Raw genomic sequence first — 21,977 nt, 5'->3', positions numbered from 1 at the left:
ATAATAAATAGTGTTTAATTAATTATTGGGGTGGATTAATCCTGGCTATTTTAAAATGAAAAAATAATAAAGCTTTATTATGATAGTAATCTGTTAATTCAGGTTACTGGTCATGTCTATTACTCATCCTTTCTGTGAATACTCACCACATTGCTCGCTTGGTAATATCTGTTCAGTGAATAATGCTCACTGTGAACCGCTGTTTGTGAATAGCCTTAAAGCAGCGGTTTTAGCACCTAAAAATTCTTGTATTTTTGAATTTAAACAGAAGGTTACATCACTTTCTGTTTTGAGAAAAGGGCTGGTTAAACTGTATGATGAGAATAGAAATATTCGGAGTGTGGTTTTCCCTGGTCAATTATTGTCTGGTGGGGATTATTCTGAAGGGTATTATTCTTACTCTGGGGTTTGTGCAACAGAAGTAGAATATTGCCAGTTAGCACTTGGCCGGGTATATGACTTAAGTCAGATTATTCCAGATTTCACACTACAAATACTGAATGTGTTTTCTCGTACCATTGCCAGTAAGCAACATTGGGAAGAATGCCTGATGCTACCTGATGCAAAATTGCGCCTGGCCGCTTTTTTGACTATGTGGTGGCAGACCTGTAGTACTCTGCCAGCAGGCAACGACTATGTTCGCCTGCCGCTGAGTAAAAAAGAGCTTGCTGCATTATTGGGGATGTCACTGTCTACGCTTAACCGCGCGTTTCAGTTACTTAGCGATGAACAACAGATTGATCTCCACAAAAAATACATTCGTATTTTGCCGGGGGGGCATTGAGTATTCTTTATGCCGGTATGCTGAAAGGCAGGTTATCCAAACTGGATACAACTTCATCAATCATTCAACAATCATTCAACAGTCGATAAGACTTTCCTTAAGTTTCTTTGTAGTTACGCACTCATTGTGATAACACTTCTCATTCTGATTTATATTTCCCAACTAATGGGGTTATGGGTGTGAGTGCACCTGTTAAGGGATGAGTGACTAAATATGATTAAACAATGGGCTGGCCGGTTACTGCACAGTTGCTTTATGGCTCTGGTGCTGGTTCCTGCTGCGGCGATTGCCACGCAATACCCGCTAACCGTAAAAGATATCGATGGCCGTACAGTGGTTCTGGACCATGAGCCGCAACATATTATTTTGCAGGACGGGCGCGATCTTATGGCGCTGGCTTTGCTGGACCGGGACAACCCGTTTCACCGGGTCATTGCCTGGAATAACTTGTTAAAAAAACAGGATGAACAAACCTGGGATATTCTGCGTAAGGCCTGGCCGGCAGCAGAAAAAATACCGGACATGGGCTTCTCCGACCAGGGTGAAGTTAATAATGAAACGGTCATTGCCAGTGAACCAGACCTGATGATTGCTCAGTTGCGGGCAAAACCTGCGCTGGAGCAAACCGGTGTGCTTGGGCGCCTCAAAGAGCTGCATATTCCGGTACTGTTTGTTGATTACGAACTGCACCCGGTGCAAAACACAATGCCCAGTATTACGTTGTTAGGCAAAGTACTTAACCGGGAATCGCAGGCAAAAGCCTATACCGATTTCTACCAACAGCGCCTGGCTAAACTCCAGCAGATTGTTGCTGTACAAAAGAAGAAACCCGAAGTCTTTATTGAACCTATTGCCGGTATTGGCGGCACATCCGGAGCCTGTTGCTTTACCCATGGGCACAATGGCTGGGGTGGTCTGGTGGAAGCCGCAGGTGGGAATAATATTGGCTCTTCGTTGTTAACGGGCGCCAGTGGGTACATCAACCCGGAAAAAATTATTGCCATGAAACCGGATTTTTACCTGATGACCGGTTCCAAACGTGGTAATGCGCAGAATCCGTTGATCCCGTTTGGTTACAATACGGACCCGGCGGCCATTAAAACCAAGTTTGATGCTTTACTGGCACGTAATGCCGTTGCCGGTATTCCGGCAGTGCAGGCCGGGCATGTGGCAGGGATTTACCACCACTTCTATAACCACCCGTGGAATATTATTGGCCTGGAGATCCTGGGTAAAATTTTCTACCCGGAAGCGATGAAAGATATCGACCCAACAGCCGATTACCACTATATCGTGACTCACTTTACGCATCTGCCTGATGCGCCAATTAACCTGAGTTACCAGCCCTGATAACGTAACCCGCCACCGGTATGCCGGTAGCGGGTTTTGCTCTGTTTATTCCCAAAAACGCTTAGTTTTCTGGCGAAAAATCACTGCCATCAATAAAGCTGATTCTGTCCAGTACCCACTGGCGCACGATTTCGTGAGCTGCACGTTGCGCCTGCTCCGGCAACATACCTCTGGCGGAGACCAGCCAGGCGGCTGTCTGTTGCTGGGCTGGCTTCATTGCCTGTAGTGCTGCCTGGCGCTCCGTTGCGGAAAACAGTTGGGGTTGCGACCATTGTTTCAGCGCGACTTCAGGCTCTTTTTGCCCTTTTGCGAGTGTGGCTGGCGTTAAAAAATCACTGGGTGAAACAGTGGCTTTCAGTGCCTGAACACGCCATGCCGCATAGGTGGCGAACTGAATCGTACCTGCGTCACTTGAGGCTTTTTCAAGTGCCGGGCTGAAGGCTTTTTCGAGCGCCTGCCATGCCGGGTGGGTGAACAAATCCCCGCGCGGGCTGCACACCGGTGCGCCTGCATCACGGCTGGATCCATAAAGCGGCCCAAAGGCATCCCAGGCCGGGCCACCCAAACGGGCAAAAATAAAGCAGTGTGAGTTCATTAATACCGGGCTGCTTCTGTCCAGGCGCTCAATAACCATGCGCAACAGCAACAATGTTTTACTGCTGTTGCTCTGTTTGGGGTCTTTTTCTACATCAGTCAAAACAGACCAGGAAAAACTGTCATCTTTCAGGCTGTTAGCGGCGATGTCATGAGCGCGCTGCGCCTCTTTTTCGCTTACCCCGCTCTCTGGCGCAAACTGATGCAACCAGACCAGCCATGCGGCAGCCAGTGGGTTATGCCAGGTGCGCAGGCGTTGAGCCGCCAGTTCAGGGTTGGCGGGTATTTGCTGAATAACTTCACCCAGTTCACTTTGCCCTTGTAATGCCAGCTTAAGTAAAGCCCGGCTGCGGGTATTCATCTGCTGTGTCAGGCAGGCTGTCAGGTCTGGGGAAGCGCAATGGTTACGCTGGGCGAGCCAGTTGCGTTGTTCCTGGCGTAGTGCGGGTATCTGGTTTTCTGGCAGGTACTGAAGACTGTCGCTGTACGCCCCGGCAATCTGGGTATCCAGTGCGCTAAGGTCGGTATTGGCGCAAATAGCCTGTTCAACAGCGCTTTGCGCTTTACTGCAGTCAAACGAGGCGGCATGTGCCAGGCCTGGGGTCAGTCCGGCTAACACAATAAAAAATAACCCGCAAATAGCGGTTGTGTGCCGGGCAATACGGGGAGGCAAAACGGGGAACATAGCACTATCCTTAATGTATTCACTCCGGGCGCAGGGGAAGGCGAATGCCACAACAGAAGATTGTAGCCCCGGGCCACCAGGCTGAATGGGTAACAGTCTGCGCAATAGTAGCCATCAATATGTGGCTTGTCTGGTATTTATTGTATTCCTGATAAGCCCGGTTAAATACCTGCCAACTTTTTGCTCTCCAAAATAGTATGTTTCGTTTCGTCTGGTATATGTGTTTTTTACTGGAATAAATACCTTATTTTAACAAGGGGTTTAAGACGGTTTCTGGTGTATGTTTGAAAAATCAGACATGTTCAGGGTTATTCTTATTTTTTATTATTAATTCAATTAGTTATATGTTTATTTCTCAGGGTGGTTATTTTGTATGCTTACTATGTAGACAAATGTAATGCCCTGAATCTGCTATTCTGTAATCATTCACCTGAACGTGTGATGTAAGGGAGTTGTGTGAAATCACTCCCGAATACAGGGTTCTGTAAGCCTGCCTGTAAAAGGAAAATAGTTAATAAAAAAAAGAGGATACAAATGATTCGAGCAAGGAAAAAAATTAAGCCAATCGCCCTGAGCGATGTCACTATTATTGATGATGCTAAATTACGTAAAGCCATTACCGCAGCCTCTTTAGGAAATGCTATGGAATGGTTTGATTTTGGTGTTTATGGCTTTGTTGCTTATGCGTTGGGGAAAGTCTTTTTCCCGGATGCCAGCCCCGGTGTACAGATGATAGCGGCGTTAGCGACGTTCTCTGTTCCATTCTTAATTCGCCCTTTAGGTGGGCTGTTCTTCGGGATGCTGGGCGATAAATATGGTCGCCAGAGAATTCTCTCAATTACGATTGTGATTATGTCGCTCAGTACTTTCGGGATTGGCTTAATTCCGGGTTATGAAACGATTGGTATTTGGGCTCCTGTGCTGCTGTTAGTGTGCAAAATGGCTCAGGGCTTTTCAGTTGGCGGGGAATACACCGGGGCTTCCATATTTGTTGCCGAATATTCACCTGACCGGCGGCGCGGTTTTATGGGGAGCTGGCTGGATTTTGGGTCAATTGCCGGGTTTGTGCTGGGTGCCGGGTTGGTGGTGCTGATTTCCGCAATTGTTGGCCAGGATAATTTTATGGTCTGGGGATGGCGCCTGCCATTTTTCCTGGCGTTACCGCTTGGCATTATTGGGTTGTACCTGAGAAATGCCCTGGAGGAAACCCCGGCCTTTCAGCAACATGTTGATAAACTGGAGCAGGGCGACCGCCAGGGTTTGCAGGAAGGGCCGAAGATTTCGTTTAAAGAAATCGCCACACAGCACTGGCGCAGCCTGCTGGCGTGTGTTGGGTTAGTTATTGCAACTAATGTCACCTATTACATGTTGCTCACCTATATGCCGAGCTATTTGTCCCACAACCTGCATTATTCGGAAGACCACGGTGTGCTGATTATTATCGCCATCATGATTGGGATGTTGTTTGTGCAACCAGTAATGGGGCTACTCAGCGACCGTTTTGGGCGCCGTCCATTTGTGATTTGCGGCAGTGTTGCTTTATTAGTTCTGGCGATCCCTGCGTTTAAATTAATTAACAGTGATGTGATTGGGTTAATTTTTGCCGGGTTGCTGATTCTGGCCGTGATACTCAATGCGTTTACTGGCGTGATGGCTTCTTCTCTCCCCGCAATGTTTCCCACGCATATTCGTTACAGCGCGCTTGCCAGCGCTTTTAATATCTCGGTGTTAATCGCCGGGCTGACTCCCACACTTGCCGCCTGGCTGGTGGAAACCTCTGGTAACCTGATGATGCCAGCATGGTATCTGATGGTGATAGCTGTGATTGGGCTGATTACCGGGTTGGCGATGAAAGAAACCGCGAATTTACCGCTAAAAGGCGCAACGCCTGCGGCATCGGATATTCAGGAAGCAAAAGAGATCCTCAAAGAGCACCACGATAACATTGAGCAGAAAATTGAGGACATTGATGCGGAAATTGCTGAACTCCAGGCAAAACGGAGCAAACTGGTTCAGCAGCACCCGCGTATTAACGAATAACCTGGTCTGGTTGCCTGCCACCGCTGGTTTACCCGGCGGTGGCACAACAGATTAACGTAATGCCGGGTTGCTCACCAGGCTGAACCGGCCACACCCCAATAACGCAATGGTGATACCGCCAAAAAAGAATAACGCAATCTCTTCAAGCCCCCATGCGCCCACTTTGGTGGTGGTGAAAATCAGCCCGGGGTTGGTAGTCAGCCAGGCGAATAACATGGTAAAACACATCACCAGCGCTGCCGGGCGAACCAGCAGGCCGATTATCAACAGCACTGGCGCAACAACTTCCCCCAGGTAAACACCCCAGGCGACAAAGCCCGGCATACCGTGGCTTTCCACAATGCTGATAATTGGCCCAATACCGTCCATCACTTTGTGAATACCATGAAACAACATCATACAACCGATAGCCAGGCGTAACAGGAGCTTGCCAGTATCGGGTTTGTCCAGTAATGCATTGAATTGCCTGAGCATGATGCTCTCCTCCAGTGACCTGGTAAGTATGCCAAATGATTAGTGTATTAATTATGAGTCGCATTTTAATTTTGCAGGAGAACTGCTCGAAAAAAACTGCGCTATATCAACCTGAACGCAGGGAAAGCCAGGCAGATTTTGGCAGGTAGCGGTTTCATCCTGTTCAATGAAACCGCAGGGGAGTGGTGTTGGCGCTAAAAATTACAAATTGGCGGTTAAAAAGTTACTGACGGTTTTCATACACTGCTCACGCTCTTCGACATGAGGCATGTGGCTTGAATCTTCAAAAATAACCCACTGAGCACCAGCAATATTGTCGGCAAAGGGCTGCACCACTTCGGGAGCGGCTTCGTCGTAACGGCCAGAGATCAATAAAGTGGGGACGGTAATGGCGCTTAGCCGGTCGATAATCGTCCAGTCTTTCATGGTGCCGATAACGTGAAATTCTGTTGGTCCGTTCATGGCATGATAAACCGTTGGGTCTTCATCCATTGCGTCAAAAGTACGGCGTACTTCCACCGGCCAGGGATCAAGGCGGCAAACATGGCGCTGGTAAAATACCTGGCTGGCGGCTTTATAGGCTTCGCTGTTCAGTGTACCTGCGGTTTCGTGTTCCAGCAGGGTGGCCTGAACCTCTGGTGGTAATTCAGAACGCAGTTTGGCCGCCGCCGACAACCAGAGTGCCATGGATGCCGGTGAATTGGCGATGACCAGTGCTTTCAGCCCGGCAGGCCGGCGTACTGCATGCTCGGCTGCCAGCATTCCTCCCCAGGATTGCCCAAGAAGCGCGTAGTCCTGTTCAATACCTAAATGCTCTAGCAGGTTATCCAGTTCTTCCAGGAAGAGTGCCGGGGTCCAGAAATCTGTGGGCATATCGGGCAGGTGTGTGGAGTTGCCATTGCCGAGTTGATCGTAGTGAATAACAGGCCGCCCGGTGCGGGCGATATCACGAAAAGCATCAACATAGTCGTGGGTACAACCCGGGCCACCATGGGCGACCACCAGAGGCGTTCGCCCCGTGTGGAGACTGCCGCAAATACGAAACCAGGTCTGGTATTCCCGAAACGGAGCATAGCCCTCTTGGATGGTATACATGGCTGCTGTTTACCCTGTGATGTGAATGTTTGCTCAGGGTAGAACGCAGTTGTATGCAGTGAATACTAGTAAAAATGCTAGTTCTTAACTGTCCAGTAAACGGTAGTGCAGTGCGCGCACCACTGCCTGAACCCGGTTACTGGCTCCCAACTTCTTCGCCGCGGTGTTCAGGTGCAATGTTACGGTGGCGACTGAGCGGTGTAACTTGCGGGCAATTTCTTTGGCTGTCAGCCCTTCTGCGGACCAGGCCAGGCATTCGCGCTCACGGTTACTGAGTTTGACATGGCGGCAGGTCAGCATGGATGCATCGAATAACGGGAATGCGCTTTCCTGGAAACGGTGGGCGATAAAGGTCAGTTGCGCCAGGCTGTCCATGACATCCCGTTCCTGATGGGGGGCGGTCAGGATCCCGGTCAGGGTGACAAAACCACCATGAGGCAAGTGCAGCGGTACGGTGGCGCCGCAAGGCATATCGTGGTCACGCATGTAATGGGTCACCGGTTTATGCTGGTCGCTCAACCGCCCACGCAGAGAGGTGTAATCCGGGCGTTGATAAGACCACACAAAAGGCGCGCAGCTTTCCAGTGCGCAGTGTTGTACCGGGTCAACCTGGTAATAGCCCTGGTCGCACCAGCGCTGGCGCATATCGTCCGGTACGTTGTGCATCCGCAACAATGATGGCGTGATCAATTCCCCTTCCAGTGAACGGGGGACGGGGGTGTAGTCGTAAATAACAGCATCAAAGCCCAGCGTTTGTGTCTGGTCAAAAAGTGTAGTGAACGCATCATCCAGTCCATTGGGAAATGATGTGCCAGGGTGCTGAATAGCTGGTTGCATGTTCCCCTCCATTTCCTGTCTGTGCCGTGAGCGGCATGGTTTGTGCAAAACCTTTTCAGTCTGTAACGCTTTATATGCAAATACAGTGCCATGAGTTGCATGTTTTTTGTACTGGCATTGCAGGCAAAACTAGTATTTTTGCTAACTGTTCAGTGGCGGGCGAAGCCGTTAGCGTAAGAAAAACACCCGCGAATTGAATGACGGGCACCGGAGGGAAAAATGTGGAGCGAAATTCAGCCAGATAAACGCCATGATATTACGGTTAATGGCTACAACGTGGTTGCCTGGGAGTTTGGCGAGGGTGACGACGTAGTACTTTGCCTGAATGGCGGCCCTGGGTTGCCCTGTGATTACTTGCGTGAAGCGCACTCCTGCCTGAAACAGCAGGGCTACCGGGTGGTGGCTTTTGACCAGTTGGGGACAGGTAAATCCGACCGCCCGCAGGACCCGCGCTTCTGGACAATGGAGCGCTATGTTCAGGAAGTTGAAACAGTACGCCGTGCGCTGAATCTTGGAAAAGTGCATTTGTTGGGGCATTCATGGGGCGGCTGGCTGGCGATTGAAGTGGCATTGCACCACCCTGGTGCAATTCGTAGCCTGATCCTCGAAAATACAGTGGCGGATATGCCCCATTTGGTGCAAGAGCTCAACCGTCTGCGCGAGGCTCTGGGGCCAGAAACGGTTGCGATGATGCAACGCTATGAAGCCCTGGGCTGGCTGAGTCACCCGCAATACCAGGCTGCCGTCACCTTGCTGAACTACCGCCATGTTTGCCGGCTTGATGTCTGGCCTGCACCAGTAAAACGCTCGCTGGACGACTGGAATATGGGGCCTTACGAGACAATGCAGGGGCCGAATGAGTTTCTCTATACCGGTAATTTAAAAGACTGGGACCGCAGTGCTGATTTGCACATGATTAAGGTTCCCTGCCTGATTACCACCGGACAGCATGATGAACTGACACCTGCCTGTGCGATGAAAATGAAGCAGGGTCTGCCCCAGGCGGAACTTCATGTATTCCCCAATAGTAGCCATATGCCGTTTTATGAAGAGCCCCAGGCCTATTACCCGGTCCTGCTGGATTTTCTTGAGCGCCAGCGTAGCAGCGGAGGTGACTGATGCACCGTTACCGGTTTCTGCTGTTTCGCCCCCTGCAACTGCTGCCAGTTTTGCTGGGAATAAGCATTATTACGTTTGCCATGGTACGCGCCATCCCGGGTGACCCGGCACGCATTTTACTTGGTGTGCGCAGTACTCCCGCAGCACTGGCCCGTATTCGCGCTCAGTTTGGCCTCGATGAACCCTTGTGGGTGCAGTATCTCTATTTCTTGCGCAACCTGCTTCATGGCGAGCTGGGCAAATCCATCGTTTACCGGGTGGATACCCTGAAGTTGATAGGTTCCCGGCTGGAGCCAACCGTCTGGCTGGTGGCAGGAAGTGTCCTGCTGGCAATTGTTATTACCGTTCCTCTGGCCGCTATGGCTGCACGCCATCGGGGAGGTGTGTGGGATCAGTGCATTCGCCTGTTTACCACCGCCGGGCTGGGCTTTCCCGCTTTCTGGCTGGGGATCATGATGATCATTGTGTTCAGCGTGACGCTGGGCTGGTTCCCGGTTTCTGGTTATGGCGATGAACTGACCGAACGCCTGCACCACATGGCTTTGCCGTGTTTTACGGTTGCGCTGGCGTTATCAGCGGTGTTGATTCGCAATCTGCGCGCCAGCCTGCTGATGGAGATGAGCAGTGATTATGTGGTGGCTGCCCGGGCGCGGGGCCAGCAGGAATCGCGTATCTTCTGGCGGCATGTGTTACCGAACTCACTGGTGCCAACCATCAACCTGCTGGCCGTTAACATTGGCTGGCTGATTGGCAGCACGGTAGTGATAGAAAGTGTGTTTGCCATACCCGGAATGGGGCAGTTACTTATCAAAGCGATTTTCAGCCGGGACTACATGGTGGTTCAGGGCGTGGTGATTGTTTTTGCACTGGCAACTGTCACCGTCAATTTGTTGGCCGATGTGCTCACAGTCGCACTGGATCCGAGGGTGAAACTATGAACCTGACTTTGCCTGCAAGTGTGGCGCAGTGGCGGCGGCGTTTTATTCCGCGCCAGCACGCGCTGGTGGCTGGTGGCTGCATTATCGGCTTGTGGTTGCTGGCCGCAATTCTTGCACCATGGCTGGCACCTTTCGACCCCATCAATCAGGACCCGTCGGTGAGCCTGCTCCCTCCTGGTGGCGCTCATTTGTTTGGTACTGATAACTTCGGGCGCGATATTTTTTCCCGCGTAGTGTGGGGCGCGCGCGTGGATCTGCAAATCTGCCTGCTGGGGGTGATTTTCCCGTTCTCGCTGGGAACGGTGCTGGGAGCGCTTTCTGGTTACCTGGGCGGCGTTGTGGATGCAGTCGTTATGCGTGTCATTGATATTGTCCTGGCTTTTCCTTTCCTGGTTCTGATGCTGGCAATCATCGCCATTCTGGGGCCAGGGCTTGGCAGTTTTTATATCGCGATGGCAATGGTGGGCTGGGTGTCTTATGCCCGCCTGGTGAGGGCGCAGGTGTTAACCCTGAAACAGCGTGATTTTATTCTCGCCGCGCGCAGCCTGGGGTACAGCCACACCCGTATTCTGTTTCGCCACTTATTGCCCAACGCGCTGACGGGCGCACTGGTGTTCTCCATGTCTGACTGTGTCCTGGTTCTGCTGAATGGCGCGGCGGTGAGCTACCTCGGCTTAGGTGTTCAGCCACCAACTGCTGAATGGGGCGTGATGGTGGCAGAAGGGCAGAGCTTTATTACCACCGCCTGGTGGATAACCACATTCCCCGGGCTGGCAATTGTACTGCTGGCAATGGGGTTCAGCCTGCTGGCTGATGGGCTGGGTGACCGGTTAGGAGAACGCGTATGACATTACTGGATGTCTCACAACTGACCGTGACAACCGCAAACCAGGTGACGCTGGTGGATGGCATCAGTTTTCGCCTGGCCGAAGGGGAAATGTTAGGCCTGGTTGGGGAAAGTGGGTCGGGTAAAACGGTGACCTGCCGTGCGCTGATGCGCTTATTACCAGGGCAGGGGCTGCGCATTAGTGGGGGAAGTATCAATCTTGCCGGGCGTGATCTTGTTCCCCTGAGTGAGGCGCAGATGGCCGGTGTTCGCGGGCGGGAAATCGGTATGATTTTCCAAAACCCGTCCAGCCACCTTAACCCGGTGATGACGGTAGGTGAGCAAATTGCCGAAAGCCGCCGCCTGCACTTTGGCGCCAGCCGCAGGCAGGCGCGGGCCGATGCTCTGGATTTCTTGCGCCAGGTGGGGATCCCTGACCCACAAAGCCGGGCAAAAAATTACCCACATGAATTCTCTGGGGGGATGCGGCAACGGGCAATGATAGCTGTTGCACTGGCGGCAGAACCACGCCTGTTAATTGCCGATGAGCCGACGACTGCGCTGGATGTCACTGTGCAGATGCAGATCCTGCGTTTGCTGAGTGACTTGCGCAGTGAGCTGGGTGTGGCGGTGATCATGATTACCCACGACCTTGGTGTGGTGGCGCAAACCTGTGACCGTATCGCGGTAATGTATGGCGGGCGGCTGTGTGAATCAGGTGGAAAACGCGAAGTGCTCCACCACGCGGCTCACCCATACACTCAGGGGCTGATTGATTGCCAGCCACAAAGTGAAGGCAGTGCCGGGCATTTGAAAACCATTCCCGGCCAGCCACCAGTGGCAAACCATTTTCCTGAAGGGTGCCGGTTTCACCCGCGTTGCCATGCAGCCAGTGAAGCCTGTCGCCAGCAACAACCCGCACTGCACTATACACAGAACAGCCTGTCTCATGCCGCGGCCTGTTTTCACCCCTTTCAACCATTAACAGAGCGGGAGGGATAATGGCGAAACAGGAAAGCTGGCCGCTTTTGGAAGCGGAAAACCTGAGCGTAACTTTTCCGGCCGGAGGCGGCTGGGGCCGTGCACGGCGCGTTGTTCACGCGGTTAATCAGGTAAGCCTGGCAATTTCACCAGGAGAAACGCTGGGGTTGGTGGGGGAGTCTGGTAGTGGCAAAAGCACCCTTGGCCGTGCTCTGCTGCAACTGGAACGCCCGGCAAGCGGTGAAGTTCGGTTTGATGGTATGCGTATTACCCATGGGTTGCGCAGCGACGTAGCTCGCCTGCGCCAGCAAACCGCCATGATTTTTCAGGACCCGTTCTCATCCCTGAACCCGCGCCAGACTATTGGCGAAAGTATTGCCGAAGTGCTGCGGGTGCATCGCAAAGTCCCTACGGAGAATATTGCCGGGCGGGTGGATGAACTGCTGACGCTGGTGGGCTTAAGCCCCATGCAGGCGGCATCCAAACCCGGCCAGCTCAGTGGCGGGCAATGCCAGCGGGCAGGTATTGCCCGGGCGCTGGCGATTGAACCACGCTTAATTGTGGCAGATGAATGTGTGGCGGCGCTGGATGTTTCTATTCAGGGGCAAATCATTAATTTGCTGATGAGCTTACGCGAGAAAATGGGGCTGGCGATTCTGTTTATCGCCCATGACCTGGCCATTGTGCGCCACTTATGTGACCGCGTGGCGGTGATGTATTTGGGGCGCATTGTTGAACAGGGGCCGTCTGAGACGGTGTTCTCCCACCCGCGCCACCCGTATACCGCTGCTCTGGTAGCCGCGATTCCCGAAATCGACCCGGATAAACCGCTCCCTGCCCAACCTCTGGGTGGCGAGCCTCCCAGCCCGATAGCTATTCCGGCCGGGTGTGCGTTTCATCCGCGTTGTCCATATGCCCAGGCACAATGTTGCACTGGCGCACCACCACAGACCCGGCATGTTGCCGACCATAGCTGGACCTGCGTGTTAGCCCACGCAGGCGAAGAGACTGTATTTCCGTTGACTGGGGGAGTGTTGAATGAAGCGCAAGCACGTTAAATTGGCAGCAGCAGGGTTATTGTTGGCGTTGAGCGCCGTGAGTGAACTGGCGCAGGCTGCCGGTATCTTAACCATTGGCCGCCGTGAAGACAGTACAACGTTCGACCCGATTAAATCGGCGCAGAACGCGGATAACTGGGTGTTTTCCAATGTGTTCGACCCACTTATCCGGGTAGATAAAACTGGCACCAAACTGGAACCCGGTGTGGCGGAAAGCTGGACTATTTCACCCGATGGTAAGGTGTATACGTTCAAAATCCGTGATACCAAATTTTCTGATGGTTCACCACTGACCTCTCACGATGCGGCTTTCAGCCTGTTACGTATTCGTGATAACGAAGGGTCACTGTGGCGCGATTCCTACAGTAATATCGCCAAAGTGGAAACCCCGGATGACCGCACGCTGGTGATTACCCTGAAAGCGCCTGCGGCACCGTTCTTGTCTCAACTGGCATTGCCGAATGCCTCTGTTATTTCAGAAAAAGCACTGAAAGCGGAAGGGGAAGATGAGTTTGCTGAAAAACCTGTCGGCTCTGGTGCGTTTCGTGTGAAAGAGTGGGTGCGTGGCGAGAAAGTGGTTCTGGAGAAAAACCCACTGTTCTGGCAGGCGAAAGATGTCAGCCTGGATGGGGTCGAGTGGCTGACTATTCCGGATGATAATACTCGTATGCTGAAAGTGCAGGCTGGCGAGCTGGATGCAGCGCTCACCGTACCGTTCTCGCGCATTGCTTCCTTGCAAAAAGATAATAATCTGACTGTTGAACTGGACCCTTCCACCCGTGAAGACCACTTGTTGATCAACCATTCACATGGTGCGCTTGGCAAAGTGGCGGTGCGCCAGGCACTGGATTTTGCCATTGATAAAGACGCGATTGTTAAAACAGTGACCTTTGGTTACGGGCAGGTGGCAAACTCCTATATTCCTGCCGGTGCGCTGTACCACTACAGCGATAACCTGCGCCGCCCTTATGATCCGGAAAAAGCCAAAGCGATGCTGAAAGCGGCCGGCGCTTCGGATTTGTCACTGAATTATGTGGTGAATGCGGGCGATGAAGTGGATGAACAAATTGCTATTCTGCTGCAACAGCAACTGGCGAAGGCCGGGGTGAAAGTTAACTTACAGAAAGTGGATCCAAGCCAAAGCTGGGATATGCTGGTGGCCGGTGATTACGATATTTCTGTAATGTACTGGACCAACGATATTCTCGACCCGGACCAAAAAACCACATTTGTGTTAGGCCATGACGCTAACATGAACTACATGACCCGCTACCACAATGAGAAAGTGAAAGCGCTGGTTGCTGCGGCTCGCCTGGAAATGGACCCGAAAAAACGTGAGCAGATGTACATTGATCTGCAAAAAATGGCCAAAGCCGACGTGAACTGGATCGATCTGTATTACAGCCCGTACCGTAATGTCAGCCGTAAGAATATTAAGGGTTTCTACCAGAACCCGTTAGGCCGTTTCTTCCTGGAAAATACAGTTAAAGAGTAACGGTTTTATCCTTAAAATGGCGCCGCGCTGGCGCCATTTTTTATGGCTGAAGCAGAGCCTGATTAATTTTGACTACTATTTTTCGTAAAGAGGATGTTTGCTCATGTGTACACATAGGGCGATGTAACTCGTAAGGAAAGATAATAGCTAACTCTTCTTCTTGTAAGTGAATGAGTGTCTCACTGGCAATTTTTTGGCAAAAGCCGAGGTCATGTTCTTCATTAAATGGATCACTCAACTCCAGAGGTAAACCTTTTACACCTGCGCCAATAATTTCCTTGCCACTCAGTACAATGTGAATATCAATGTACTGGCGATGAAATTCTGGTTGTTGCTCGTTGAGTGGGCGTGTTTCACCCTCGATAACAGAAAAGAAAATATCATCACCCTGAACTATATATTTTCCTGGTGCTAATCCATGGGGCTTTTTATTTTTAATTTCCTGTAATGTTTGGCAAATTACCTTTGGGTACAGAGGGTTTCTTATTGCATCAGTAAACGTATCAATGATCATGATTACATTGCTCCCATATGCGCTGAATGTGCCTGGCCAGAGTAAGATATTATTTGTTTGACGATGATATCGACAGGTGGTGATATCTCTACCGGCTGTACATCTGGTTCGTTTACTCCTGGACTTTCCAGGGTGGCAAACTGGCTTTGTAGTAGAGCTTCAGGCATGAAATGCCCTTTCCTGGACCGCATCCGGTTGAGAACACATTCATAGTCACCATGTAGCCAGACAAATCTAAGGTTATTATTTCCTGTTCGTAATATATCGCGATAGCTTTTTTTCAGCGCAGAACACACCATGACAGCCGTTTCATTTTTTTGTTCAAGGCTAAATATGACATCTGAAATACGTGCAAGCCAGGGAGTACGGTCAGTATCATTAAGTGGTTTCCCTGATGCCATTTTAATAATATTTTCCCGTGGGTGAAGGTCATCGCCATCAATAAACTTAGCCTTCATCTCTTGTGCCAGCGTTTGCCCGATAGTCGATTTCCCTGTACCAGATACACCCATCAGAATAATGCAAAGACCATCCATTATATTGGCTCCATTATTAAACTGCTACCAGCATGCCGCCATCAACGAACAACAAGTGCCCATTCACAAAGTTGGATGCTTGTGATGATAAGAATACCGCTGCACCAATGAGTTCTTCTGGGTTACCCCAGCGTGCTGCAGGGGTTCGCTTACACAACCAGTCAGTGAACTCTTTGTCATCGACCAGAGCCTGAGTCATTGCTGTTTTGAAATATCCAGGTGCAATACCATTCACCTGGATATTATGCCGTGCCAGTTCAACACACATCCCGCGAGTTAACATTTTAACCGCACCTTTTGCCGCAGCATAAGGTGTAATAGTGTCACGGCCCAGTTCACTTTGCATTGAGCATATATTCACAATCTTCCCTTTTCCCCGGGCGACCATGTGCCGTGCTACGGCTTGCGATACGAGGAATACAGAGGTTTGATTGACAGAAATAACATCATTCCATTCTTGTACCGGAAACTCAGTAAAAGGATGACGACGCTGAATTCCGGCATTATTAAATAAGACATCAATAGGCCCAATATCATTTTCAATATTGTCAATTGCCTGAGTAACAGCGTTGGGATCAGTCACATTAAATACGGCACTATGAACGACAGCTCCTTCATCGCGCAGTTTCATAACAGCCTGCTCAGCACGCTCGGCTGAAATGTCATTAATAATGATTTCTGCACCATATTGCGCAAGGCCTTGAGCCATTACATATCCGATTCCTTGCCCTGAGCCGGTAATTAAAATACGTTTTTTATGTAAGTCAAAAAGATCACTCATTGCGATTTCCTGTTCAATATTGTGCATAGTGGATGTATGCGAGTCGATTTCATCTTTTGCACACTGTACCCTTAAGATTTCTGGCAGCGTGCCCAGGATGAAAATTACCTAATGTCACTGGCTCTATCTCACGGTTTTATCGGGCCAGAAACTGTGATCTACATCACTCGGCGTAGTGTTACGAACCGGCGTTACATCTTGTGTGAAGCAACACAAAATTTCAGTGCATTCCACCGTGGGAAGACTCGTGGTGCAGCGTTGTGCCAGTGTCAGCGGAAGGGCATAATGGCTTGATTGAAAGTTGTTATGATGGGCGAAACCATGAAAGCACAACGTATTACTCTGGATGATATTGCTTCACTGTCCGGTGTAACTAAAATGACGGTGAGTCGTTATCTGCGTACACCAGACAAAGTCAGCCCTGAAACGGCAGAACGTATAGCAAGTGTGATTGATGAAGTAGGTTATCAGACAGACCCGGATAATCCGGCAATGAATAGCAATATAGCCCCACGCATTGGTGTACTAATACCCTCTTTTAATAATCAGATCTTTGCTGATGTGTTATCAGGAATTGAATCGGTGACTACGGCTCAGGGTTACCAAACGCTGGTTGTAAATTACGACTATGATAGTAAAAGAGAAGAAGAGCAGATTGCTACAGTTCTGGCATTTAATGTAAAAGGACTGATTTTGACTGAGACGGTACACACATTACGTGCAGAGAAATACCTGAAAGCAGCGAAAATCCCGGTTGCAGAACTGATGGGGCTATCTGATAACACTGATCGTATTAATGTGGGATTTGACAATTTTCGCTCAGGTTTCGATATGACAAATATGCTGTTAGCAAGTGGTAAAAAGCATATTATCTATTTTGGTTCAATGTCTGACATTCGTGATGAGCAAAGGTATGCTGGATATTGTAAAGCAATGGAAAATGTTGGGTTGTCTGTTGGCCGTATTGCCCCGAATAAAATGTCATCCGTTTCGATTGGCACTGGCATGATGACACTTGCACGTCAAATGTATCTCGATATGGACGGTATTCTGTGTACCAATGATGACCTTGCTGTTGGTGTGTTACAGGAGTGCATAGCTTGTGGTATCAGGGTTCCTCAGGATATGGCAATTGCAGGGTTTCATGGCCTGGAGATAGGCCAGATAGTATCCCCAAGACTGGCGAGTGTGCTTACCCCACGTTTTGAAATGGGAAAAGTGGCAACAGAGATTTTAATAAAAAAAATCAACGGAATAAAAACGATTGAGAAGGTTGACCTCCATTATCGTTTGTCGATGGGGGAGACAATCTGAATGAAGTATAGTTTGGTTAGGAAATTGTTATTTTTTTGGTTACCAGGTTTTGTTTTATGAAGAGTTAATAAGGTTATTTGCTTAGGTAATCACGCCATCCGTAACAGCGTTTTCTAACATGACTTAGCGTGATACAGATCGCAAAAATTACTCTGATAAACCCGTTTGATAATAGGTATTGGTCATCAAATACATTTCAAACAGGTGAAAATATGAATACATCACTTCCCCGCTCAGTATTATTGGTTGCACCCGTCATGGATGAGTTGCTTAACCGGCTTACTGAATCATTCCAGGTATATCGTCTGTATGAACAAACCAATCCGGCCGCCTTTTTGCAGGAGTTTGGCTCACAAATTCAGACTGTTGTTACGCGGGGTGACGTCGGTGTCAGCAATAGCATCATTGAGATGTTGCCTGAACTTGGTCTGATAGCAATTTTTGGTGTTGGAACTGATGCGGTTGATTTATCCATGACACGTTCCCACGAGATAGCTGTAACGGTGACTTCTGGTGTGCTGACTAATGATGTCGCTGATCTGGCAATGGGATTGCTATTAGCCGGGGCCAGAAAGCTGGTGCAAGGGCATACCTTTGTTTGTGAAGGTCGCTGGCTCAGTAATGCTCCAGGCCTTGCCACTCAGGTGAGCGGAAAACGTATTGGGATCCTTGGTATGGGCAATATTGGCCAGGCTATTGCCCGGCGGGCAAGTGGTTTTGATATGGAGATATTGTATACGGACCGTCAACCTAACCATAAGCTTGATTACCAGTGGTGTCCGGATGTGCATACGCTGGCGCATGAGAGTGATTTCCTGGTGCTGGCAGCCTCTGGAAGCAAGGAAAATCAGGGTATGATTGATGCCAGTGTTTTTAATGTGATGCCTGACCATGCCTGGCTTATTAATATTGCCAGAGGAATATTAGTTAATGAAAATGATCTCATTGCCGCGTTACAGGAAGGAAAAATTGCCGGTGCCGGATTAGACGTATATGCCGATGAGCCTCATGTTCCTGATGAGCTAATAGCGCTAGAGAATGTTATCTTACAGCCACATGTTGCCAGTGCAACTTTTGAAACCAGGAAAAAAATGAGTGATATCGTTTTTGATAATGTTTCTGCCTGGTTTAATCAGGTTCCGTTACCAAATAAGATTGATTGAGATAAATGCATAATCTACTTGTAATCAATTCTGCATAGGTGTCATTAATCATGAATAATAAAATACCAGGTACACGCTGGTTGCGTATTGTTGTGCCCATTCTTACTGCCTGTATTATTTCTTTTATGGATCGGGTGAATATTAGCTTTGCACTACCCGGTGGGATGGAGTCTGACCTTGGTATAACAAGTCAGATGGCTGGTGTGGCCAGTGGTATATTTTTTATAGGGTATTTGTTTCTACAGATTCCAGGTGGGTATATAGCGGTTAATGGCAGTGGAAAGCGTTTTATTTTTTGGTCACTACTCGCATGGGCTGTTATTTCCATTGCTACGGGGTTTGTTACCCATGAATACCAGATGCTGGCTTTACGATTCCTGCTTGGTATTTCTGAAGGTGGAATGTTGCCTGTCGTTCTGACGATGATAACGAATTGGTTCCCTGAAAAAGAGACCGGTCGGGCGAATGCATTTGTCATGATGTTTGCTCCTCTTGGCGGCATGTTAACCGCCCCTGTTTCTGGGGCTATTATCTCTGCACTTGACTGGCGCTGGTTATTCTTTATCGAAGGAATGCTCTCAGCAGTTGTATTACTTATCTGGTGTTATTTCATTAGCGACCGCCCAGAAGATGCTCGCTGGTTACCGGAAAAAGAACGAGACTATCTGATTAAAACGCTGTCTGCTGAGAGAGATGCCCGGTCATTGCTGGCACCAGTCAGTAAGGCTCCACTGAGAGATGTGTTCCGCAACCCCTCTTTGATGAAATTAGTTATTCTGAACTTTTTTTATCAGACGGGTGATTATGGATATACACTTTGGTTACCCACTATTTTAAAAAATCTGACGGGTGCCAGTATGGCGGGGGTTGGTGTGCTGGCTATCCTTCCTTTTGTTGCCACTCTTGCGGGTATTTATCTGGTTTCTTTCTTCAGTGATCGCAGTGGTAAACGTCGCTTGTGGGTTCGTTATTCACTATATTGCTTTGCTGCGGCTTTAATTGCCTCGGTAGTTTTGCGTGATTATGTTGTCGCTGCCTATATTTCCCTGGTCATTTGTGGATTTTTCCTTAAAGCTGCAACCAGTCCATTTTGGTCTATTCCTGGAAGAATTGCGACGCCGGAGGTTGCGGGGACTGCACGTGGTGTTATTAATGGATTAGGTAATCTGGGTGGGTTTTGTGGGCCATATTTAGTCGGTGTGATGATCTATTTGTATGGACAGAATATCGCGATTTATGCCCTGGCAGGATCATTAATAATTGCTGGGTCGATTACATTTTTACTACCAGGGCACTGTGATTTAGATAATCATGAAGATACTGCTCTGTCTGGTAATAAAAAAACGTCTCAGGCATAGCAGGTGAAATATGACTCTGGAAGAACATATCGCATTATGTGAACAGCATAGAAAACAGCTCTGTTTCAACAAATTTGATTATCTTGATGCTTGGCAGTTAGGGCAGGCATTATATCAAAATGCTCAAGATCTGGGTTACCATCTTGCTATTGAGATTTGCCTGAATCAGACGGTAATCTTTAGTGCGTTGATGCCTGGTGCTACTGCCGAGAATGTCGACTGGGTGCGGCGTAAGCGTAATACCGTTGCTTTCCTTTCAATAAGTTCATGGGCTGCCGGGTTGATGTTGAATGCCCGCCAAACAACCCTGGAAGAGCGTTATGGTTTGGATATGCGTGATTATGCTGCATTTGGCGGTGCCTATCCGCTGATTGTAACGGGATGCGGAATGACAGGAACCGTGACGGTTTCAGGCGCACCACAACTGGATGACCACAATCTGGTGATCACTACGCTGGCTCAACGTACAGGGGTAAACGGCGCTGACTTTTCTCGGGTTCCTGAGTTTAACTGAACAGCTAAAGGCGCTTTTTACCAGCGCCTTTTCTGTTTTTTCGGGGGGGCAGAATTATTGGGAGGCAGAGGACAACAATGCTTCCCGCTCTGTTTGCGGAACCATACCGCCACCCGTTGCCCACAGAATATGGGTGGCTCCAGCCAGTTGTTGCGCGCTGAAAGATTTTGCGCTTTCAGCCGCGGTCACCCATGGGCCAGAAACGCTTGCTGCAGCTGAAGGTTCGAGAAAAATATTTTCATCGCGCCAGACATCACCCAGTAAGGCAAGCAACGTTTCGTCAGACTGGGTGTAATAACCGGATATCAGGCGTGCCATGGTTTTGCCCACAAAACCAGATGCGCGGCCAACAGCAAGGCCATCCGCAACGGTATGGTTATCAAGGCCGATATCCTGAACACTAATCTGGTCATGCAGGCCACTATATACACCAAGGAACATGCAGGGGGAGTGCGTTGGTTCAGCAAAAAAACAGTGCACGTTATCACCAAACGCCAGTTTCAGCCCAAAGCTGATTCCACCCGGTGCGCCACCCACACCACACGGCAGGTAGACAAATAGCGGGTGGTCATGGTCGACAATTATACCCTGTTCATCACACTGTTTTTTGAGGCGCTCGCCAGCTACAGCGTAACCCAGGAACAGGGTGCGTGAATGTTCATCATCAACAAACAGTGTATGTTCGTGGTTTTTGGCCGCTTCCCGGCCATGGCTGACCGCCACACTGTAATCATCCTGGTATTCAATAACACTGGCACCACATTCCCGCAGCAGGTTTTTTTTCCATGCTTTTGCATCAGCAGACATATGCACGGTGACGCGAAACCCCAGTTTTTTACCCATCAGGCCAATAGATAACCCGAGGTTTCCTGTGGAGCCGACAGCAATTTCGTAATCACTAAAGCACTGGCGAGCCACATCGCTGTCCAGTTTGCTGTAGTCGTCATGGGGGTTGAGTAACCCGGTACGAAACGCTAAATGTTCAGCCCACGTGAGCACTTCATAAATGCCTCCCCGTGCTTTTACCGACCCGGCAATAGGCAGGTGGCTGTCCTTTTTTAGCATCACCCTGCCAGGAACGGTATGACCATATTTCTGGTCCAGAGTGGCCTTGAGAGCCGAAATGGCAACCAGCTCAGATTCAATCATGCCGTCGGCGGCAGCTGTTTGCGGGAATAACTGTTTCAGGCAGGGGGCAAAACGCGCCAGGCGTTGCTCTGCACCCTGTACATCCCTGCGGGTAAGCCCGCTATAGTGCAGGCCTTCTGCGGCAGAGGTTATGTCCGGGTTGCACCAAACCGTTTCTTTCATTGCAGCCAGGTCATCCAGTAAAGGACGGGTTTCACGTAGCATTGCAATCGTTGTTGTCATGATAGTGTTCTCATGGCTCAAGGATAAAAACAGCATAGCAGTTATCCTCTTATTCTTTCACATTGCTGGTGTATATGTGTGCACAGTTCATCTGGCCTTTGGAGAAAAAAAACGTAAAGTCCCGGCTATTTCAGGGATGCGGGATTGTTT

General features: G+C 49.6%; 21 protein-coding genes. 13 read left to right on the top strand and 8 right to left on the bottom strand.

Going from position 1 to position 21,977, the window contains the following annotated elements; translation table 11 throughout:
• The first annotated feature begins 112 nt into the window (after positions 1–112).
• Together DT73_RS07755 and DT73_RS07750 are read left to right on the top strand one after the other, a co-directional pair.
• Complete coding sequence (locus tag DT73_RS07755; protein ID WP_036106534.1) at positions 113–784, top strand: Crp/Fnr family transcriptional regulator; 672 nt, start codon at positions 113–115, stop codon at positions 782–784.
• Positions 785–997: 213 nt separating this feature from the next.
• Positions 998–2,134, top strand: coding sequence for an ABC transporter substrate-binding protein (locus DT73_RS07750; RefSeq protein ID WP_036106531.1), 1,137 nt, complete (start codon positions 998–1,000; stop codon positions 2,132–2,134).
• Positions 2,135–2,195: 61 nt separating this feature from the next.
• Here DT73_RS07750 and DT73_RS07745 read toward each other — a convergent pair whose 3' ends face one another.
• Positions 2,196–3,413 carry a lysozyme inhibitor LprI family protein gene (locus DT73_RS07745; protein ID WP_051691297.1) on the bottom strand — a complete coding sequence of 406 codons (1,218 nt, stop codon included), beginning with the start codon at positions 3,411–3,413 and terminating at the stop codon, positions 2,196–2,198.
• Positions 3,414–3,950: 537 nt separating this feature from the next.
• On the opposite strand from DT73_RS07745, the gene proP reads away from it, so the two are divergent.
• Complete coding sequence (gene proP, locus DT73_RS07740) at positions 3,951–5,453, top strand: glycine betaine/L-proline transporter ProP (RefSeq protein WP_152552502.1); 1,503 nt, start codon at positions 3,951–3,953, stop codon at positions 5,451–5,453.
• A 51-nt stretch (positions 5,454–5,504) separates the two neighbouring features.
• Here the strand turns inward: proP and DT73_RS07735 are convergent, their stop codons facing one another.
• The 3 genes from DT73_RS07735 to DT73_RS07725 all read right to left on the bottom strand — a co-directional run bounded on the left by DT73_RS07735 (position 5,505) and on the right by DT73_RS07725 (position 7,859).
• Positions 5,505–5,927, bottom strand: coding sequence for a DoxX family protein (locus tag DT73_RS07735; RefSeq protein ID WP_036106527.1), 423 nt, complete (start codon positions 5,925–5,927; stop codon positions 5,505–5,507).
• A 201-nt stretch (positions 5,928–6,128) separates the two neighbouring features.
• The gene (locus tag DT73_RS07730; protein ID WP_036106525.1) at positions 6,129–7,022 is read right to left on the bottom strand and encodes a proline iminopeptidase-family hydrolase; all 894 of its coding nucleotides are present in this window, start codon (positions 7,020–7,022) and stop codon (positions 6,129–6,131) included.
• Between the two features lie 84 nt (positions 7,023–7,106).
• Positions 7,107–7,859, bottom strand: a complete 753-nt coding sequence (locus tag DT73_RS07725; protein WP_036106522.1) for a LuxR family transcriptional regulator — start codon at positions 7,857–7,859, stop codon at positions 7,107–7,109.
• A 219-nt stretch (positions 7,860–8,078) separates the two neighbouring features.
• Here DT73_RS07725 and DT73_RS07720 point away from each other — a divergent pair, with 219 nt between their 5' ends.
• From DT73_RS07720 to DT73_RS07695, 6 genes are read left to right on the top strand one after another with little or no spacing between them, the layout of a single operon-like run.
• Positions 8,079–8,978, top strand: a complete 900-nt coding sequence (locus DT73_RS07720) for a proline iminopeptidase-family hydrolase (protein ID WP_036106521.1) — start codon at positions 8,079–8,081, stop codon at positions 8,976–8,978.
• Positions 8,978–9,916, top strand: coding sequence for an ABC transporter permease (locus DT73_RS07715; protein ID WP_036106518.1), 939 nt, complete (start codon positions 8,978–8,980; stop codon positions 9,914–9,916). The genes DT73_RS07720 and DT73_RS07715 overlap by 1 nt, the downstream gene beginning before the upstream one ends.
• Entirely contained in the window at positions 9,913–10,764 is an 852-nt protein-coding gene (locus DT73_RS07710; protein ID WP_036106516.1) for an ABC transporter permease, read from the top strand. Before DT73_RS07715 ends, DT73_RS07710 begins: the two co-directional genes overlap by 4 nt.
• A complete protein-coding gene (locus tag DT73_RS07705) occupies positions 10,761–11,744 on the top strand; it encodes an ABC transporter ATP-binding protein (RefSeq protein ID WP_036106513.1) in 984 nt (327 codons plus the stop codon). Before DT73_RS07710 ends, DT73_RS07705 begins: the two co-directional genes overlap by 4 nt.
• A complete protein-coding gene (locus DT73_RS07700) occupies positions 11,744–12,781 on the top strand; it encodes an ABC transporter ATP-binding protein (RefSeq protein ID WP_036106511.1) in 1,038 nt (345 codons plus the stop codon). The genes DT73_RS07705 and DT73_RS07700 overlap by 1 nt, the downstream gene beginning before the upstream one ends.
• On the top strand, positions 12,762–14,276 hold the full coding sequence (locus DT73_RS07695; protein ID WP_036106509.1) for an ABC transporter substrate-binding protein: 1,515 nt from the start codon (positions 12,762–12,764) through the stop codon (positions 14,274–14,276). The genes DT73_RS07700 and DT73_RS07695 overlap by 20 nt, the downstream gene beginning before the upstream one ends.
• A gap of 40 nt (positions 14,277–14,316) precedes the next feature.
• Here the strand turns inward: DT73_RS07695 and DT73_RS07690 are convergent, their stop codons facing one another.
• Genes DT73_RS07690 through idnO form a run of 3 tightly spaced genes read right to left on the bottom strand, consistent with a single transcriptional unit; the run spans position 14,317 to position 16,107 of the window.
• Positions 14,317–14,790 carry a YhcH/YjgK/YiaL family protein gene (locus DT73_RS07690; protein ID WP_036106505.1) on the bottom strand — a complete coding sequence of 158 codons (474 nt, stop codon included), beginning with the start codon at positions 14,788–14,790 and terminating at the stop codon, positions 14,317–14,319.
• Positions 14,791–14,792: 2 nt separating this feature from the next.
• The gene (locus tag DT73_RS07685; protein ID WP_036106502.1) at positions 14,793–15,326 is read right to left on the bottom strand and encodes a gluconokinase; all 534 of its coding nucleotides are present in this window, start codon (positions 15,324–15,326) and stop codon (positions 14,793–14,795) included.
• Positions 15,327–15,342: 16 nt separating this feature from the next.
• Positions 15,343–16,107 (bottom strand): gluconate 5-dehydrogenase, encoded by a 765-nt coding sequence (idnO, locus tag DT73_RS07680; protein WP_036106500.1) that lies wholly within the window; start codon positions 16,105–16,107, stop codon positions 15,343–15,345.
• A gap of 321 nt (positions 16,108–16,428) precedes the next feature.
• Between idnO and DT73_RS07675 the strand changes: the two genes are divergently transcribed.
• From DT73_RS07675 to DT73_RS07660, 4 genes are all read left to right on the top strand, one after another.
• Positions 16,429–17,421, top strand: a complete 993-nt coding sequence (locus tag DT73_RS07675) for a LacI family DNA-binding transcriptional regulator (protein ID WP_036106901.1) — start codon at positions 16,429–16,431, stop codon at positions 17,419–17,421.
• Between the two features lie 212 nt (positions 17,422–17,633).
• Positions 17,634–18,584 carry a 2-hydroxyacid dehydrogenase gene (locus DT73_RS07670; RefSeq protein WP_036106496.1) on the top strand — a complete coding sequence of 317 codons (951 nt, stop codon included), beginning with the start codon at positions 17,634–17,636 and terminating at the stop codon, positions 18,582–18,584.
• Between the two features lie 50 nt (positions 18,585–18,634).
• Positions 18,635–19,942 (top strand): MFS transporter, encoded by a 1,308-nt coding sequence (locus tag DT73_RS07665; RefSeq protein WP_036106493.1) that lies wholly within the window; start codon positions 18,635–18,637, stop codon positions 19,940–19,942.
• A 10-nt stretch (positions 19,943–19,952) separates the two neighbouring features.
• The gene (locus tag DT73_RS07660) at positions 19,953–20,456 is read left to right on the top strand and encodes a heme-degrading domain-containing protein (protein ID WP_036106488.1); all 504 of its coding nucleotides are present in this window, start codon (positions 19,953–19,955) and stop codon (positions 20,454–20,456) included.
• Between the two features lie 54 nt (positions 20,457–20,510).
• On the opposite strand, the gene DT73_RS07655 is transcribed toward DT73_RS07660, so the two are convergent.
• A complete protein-coding gene (locus tag DT73_RS07655) occupies positions 20,511–21,863 on the bottom strand; it encodes a D-serine ammonia-lyase (RefSeq protein ID WP_369792581.1) in 1,353 nt (450 codons plus the stop codon).
• Positions 21,864–21,977: the final 114 nt, after the last annotated feature.

It is taken from the genome of Mangrovibacter sp. MFB070 (assembly GCF_000705335.1).
GTDB lineage: Bacteria > Pseudomonadota > Gammaproteobacteria > Enterobacterales > Enterobacteriaceae > Mangrovibacter > Mangrovibacter plantisponsor.
This window is presented reverse-complemented; position numbering and strand designations above follow the sequence as displayed.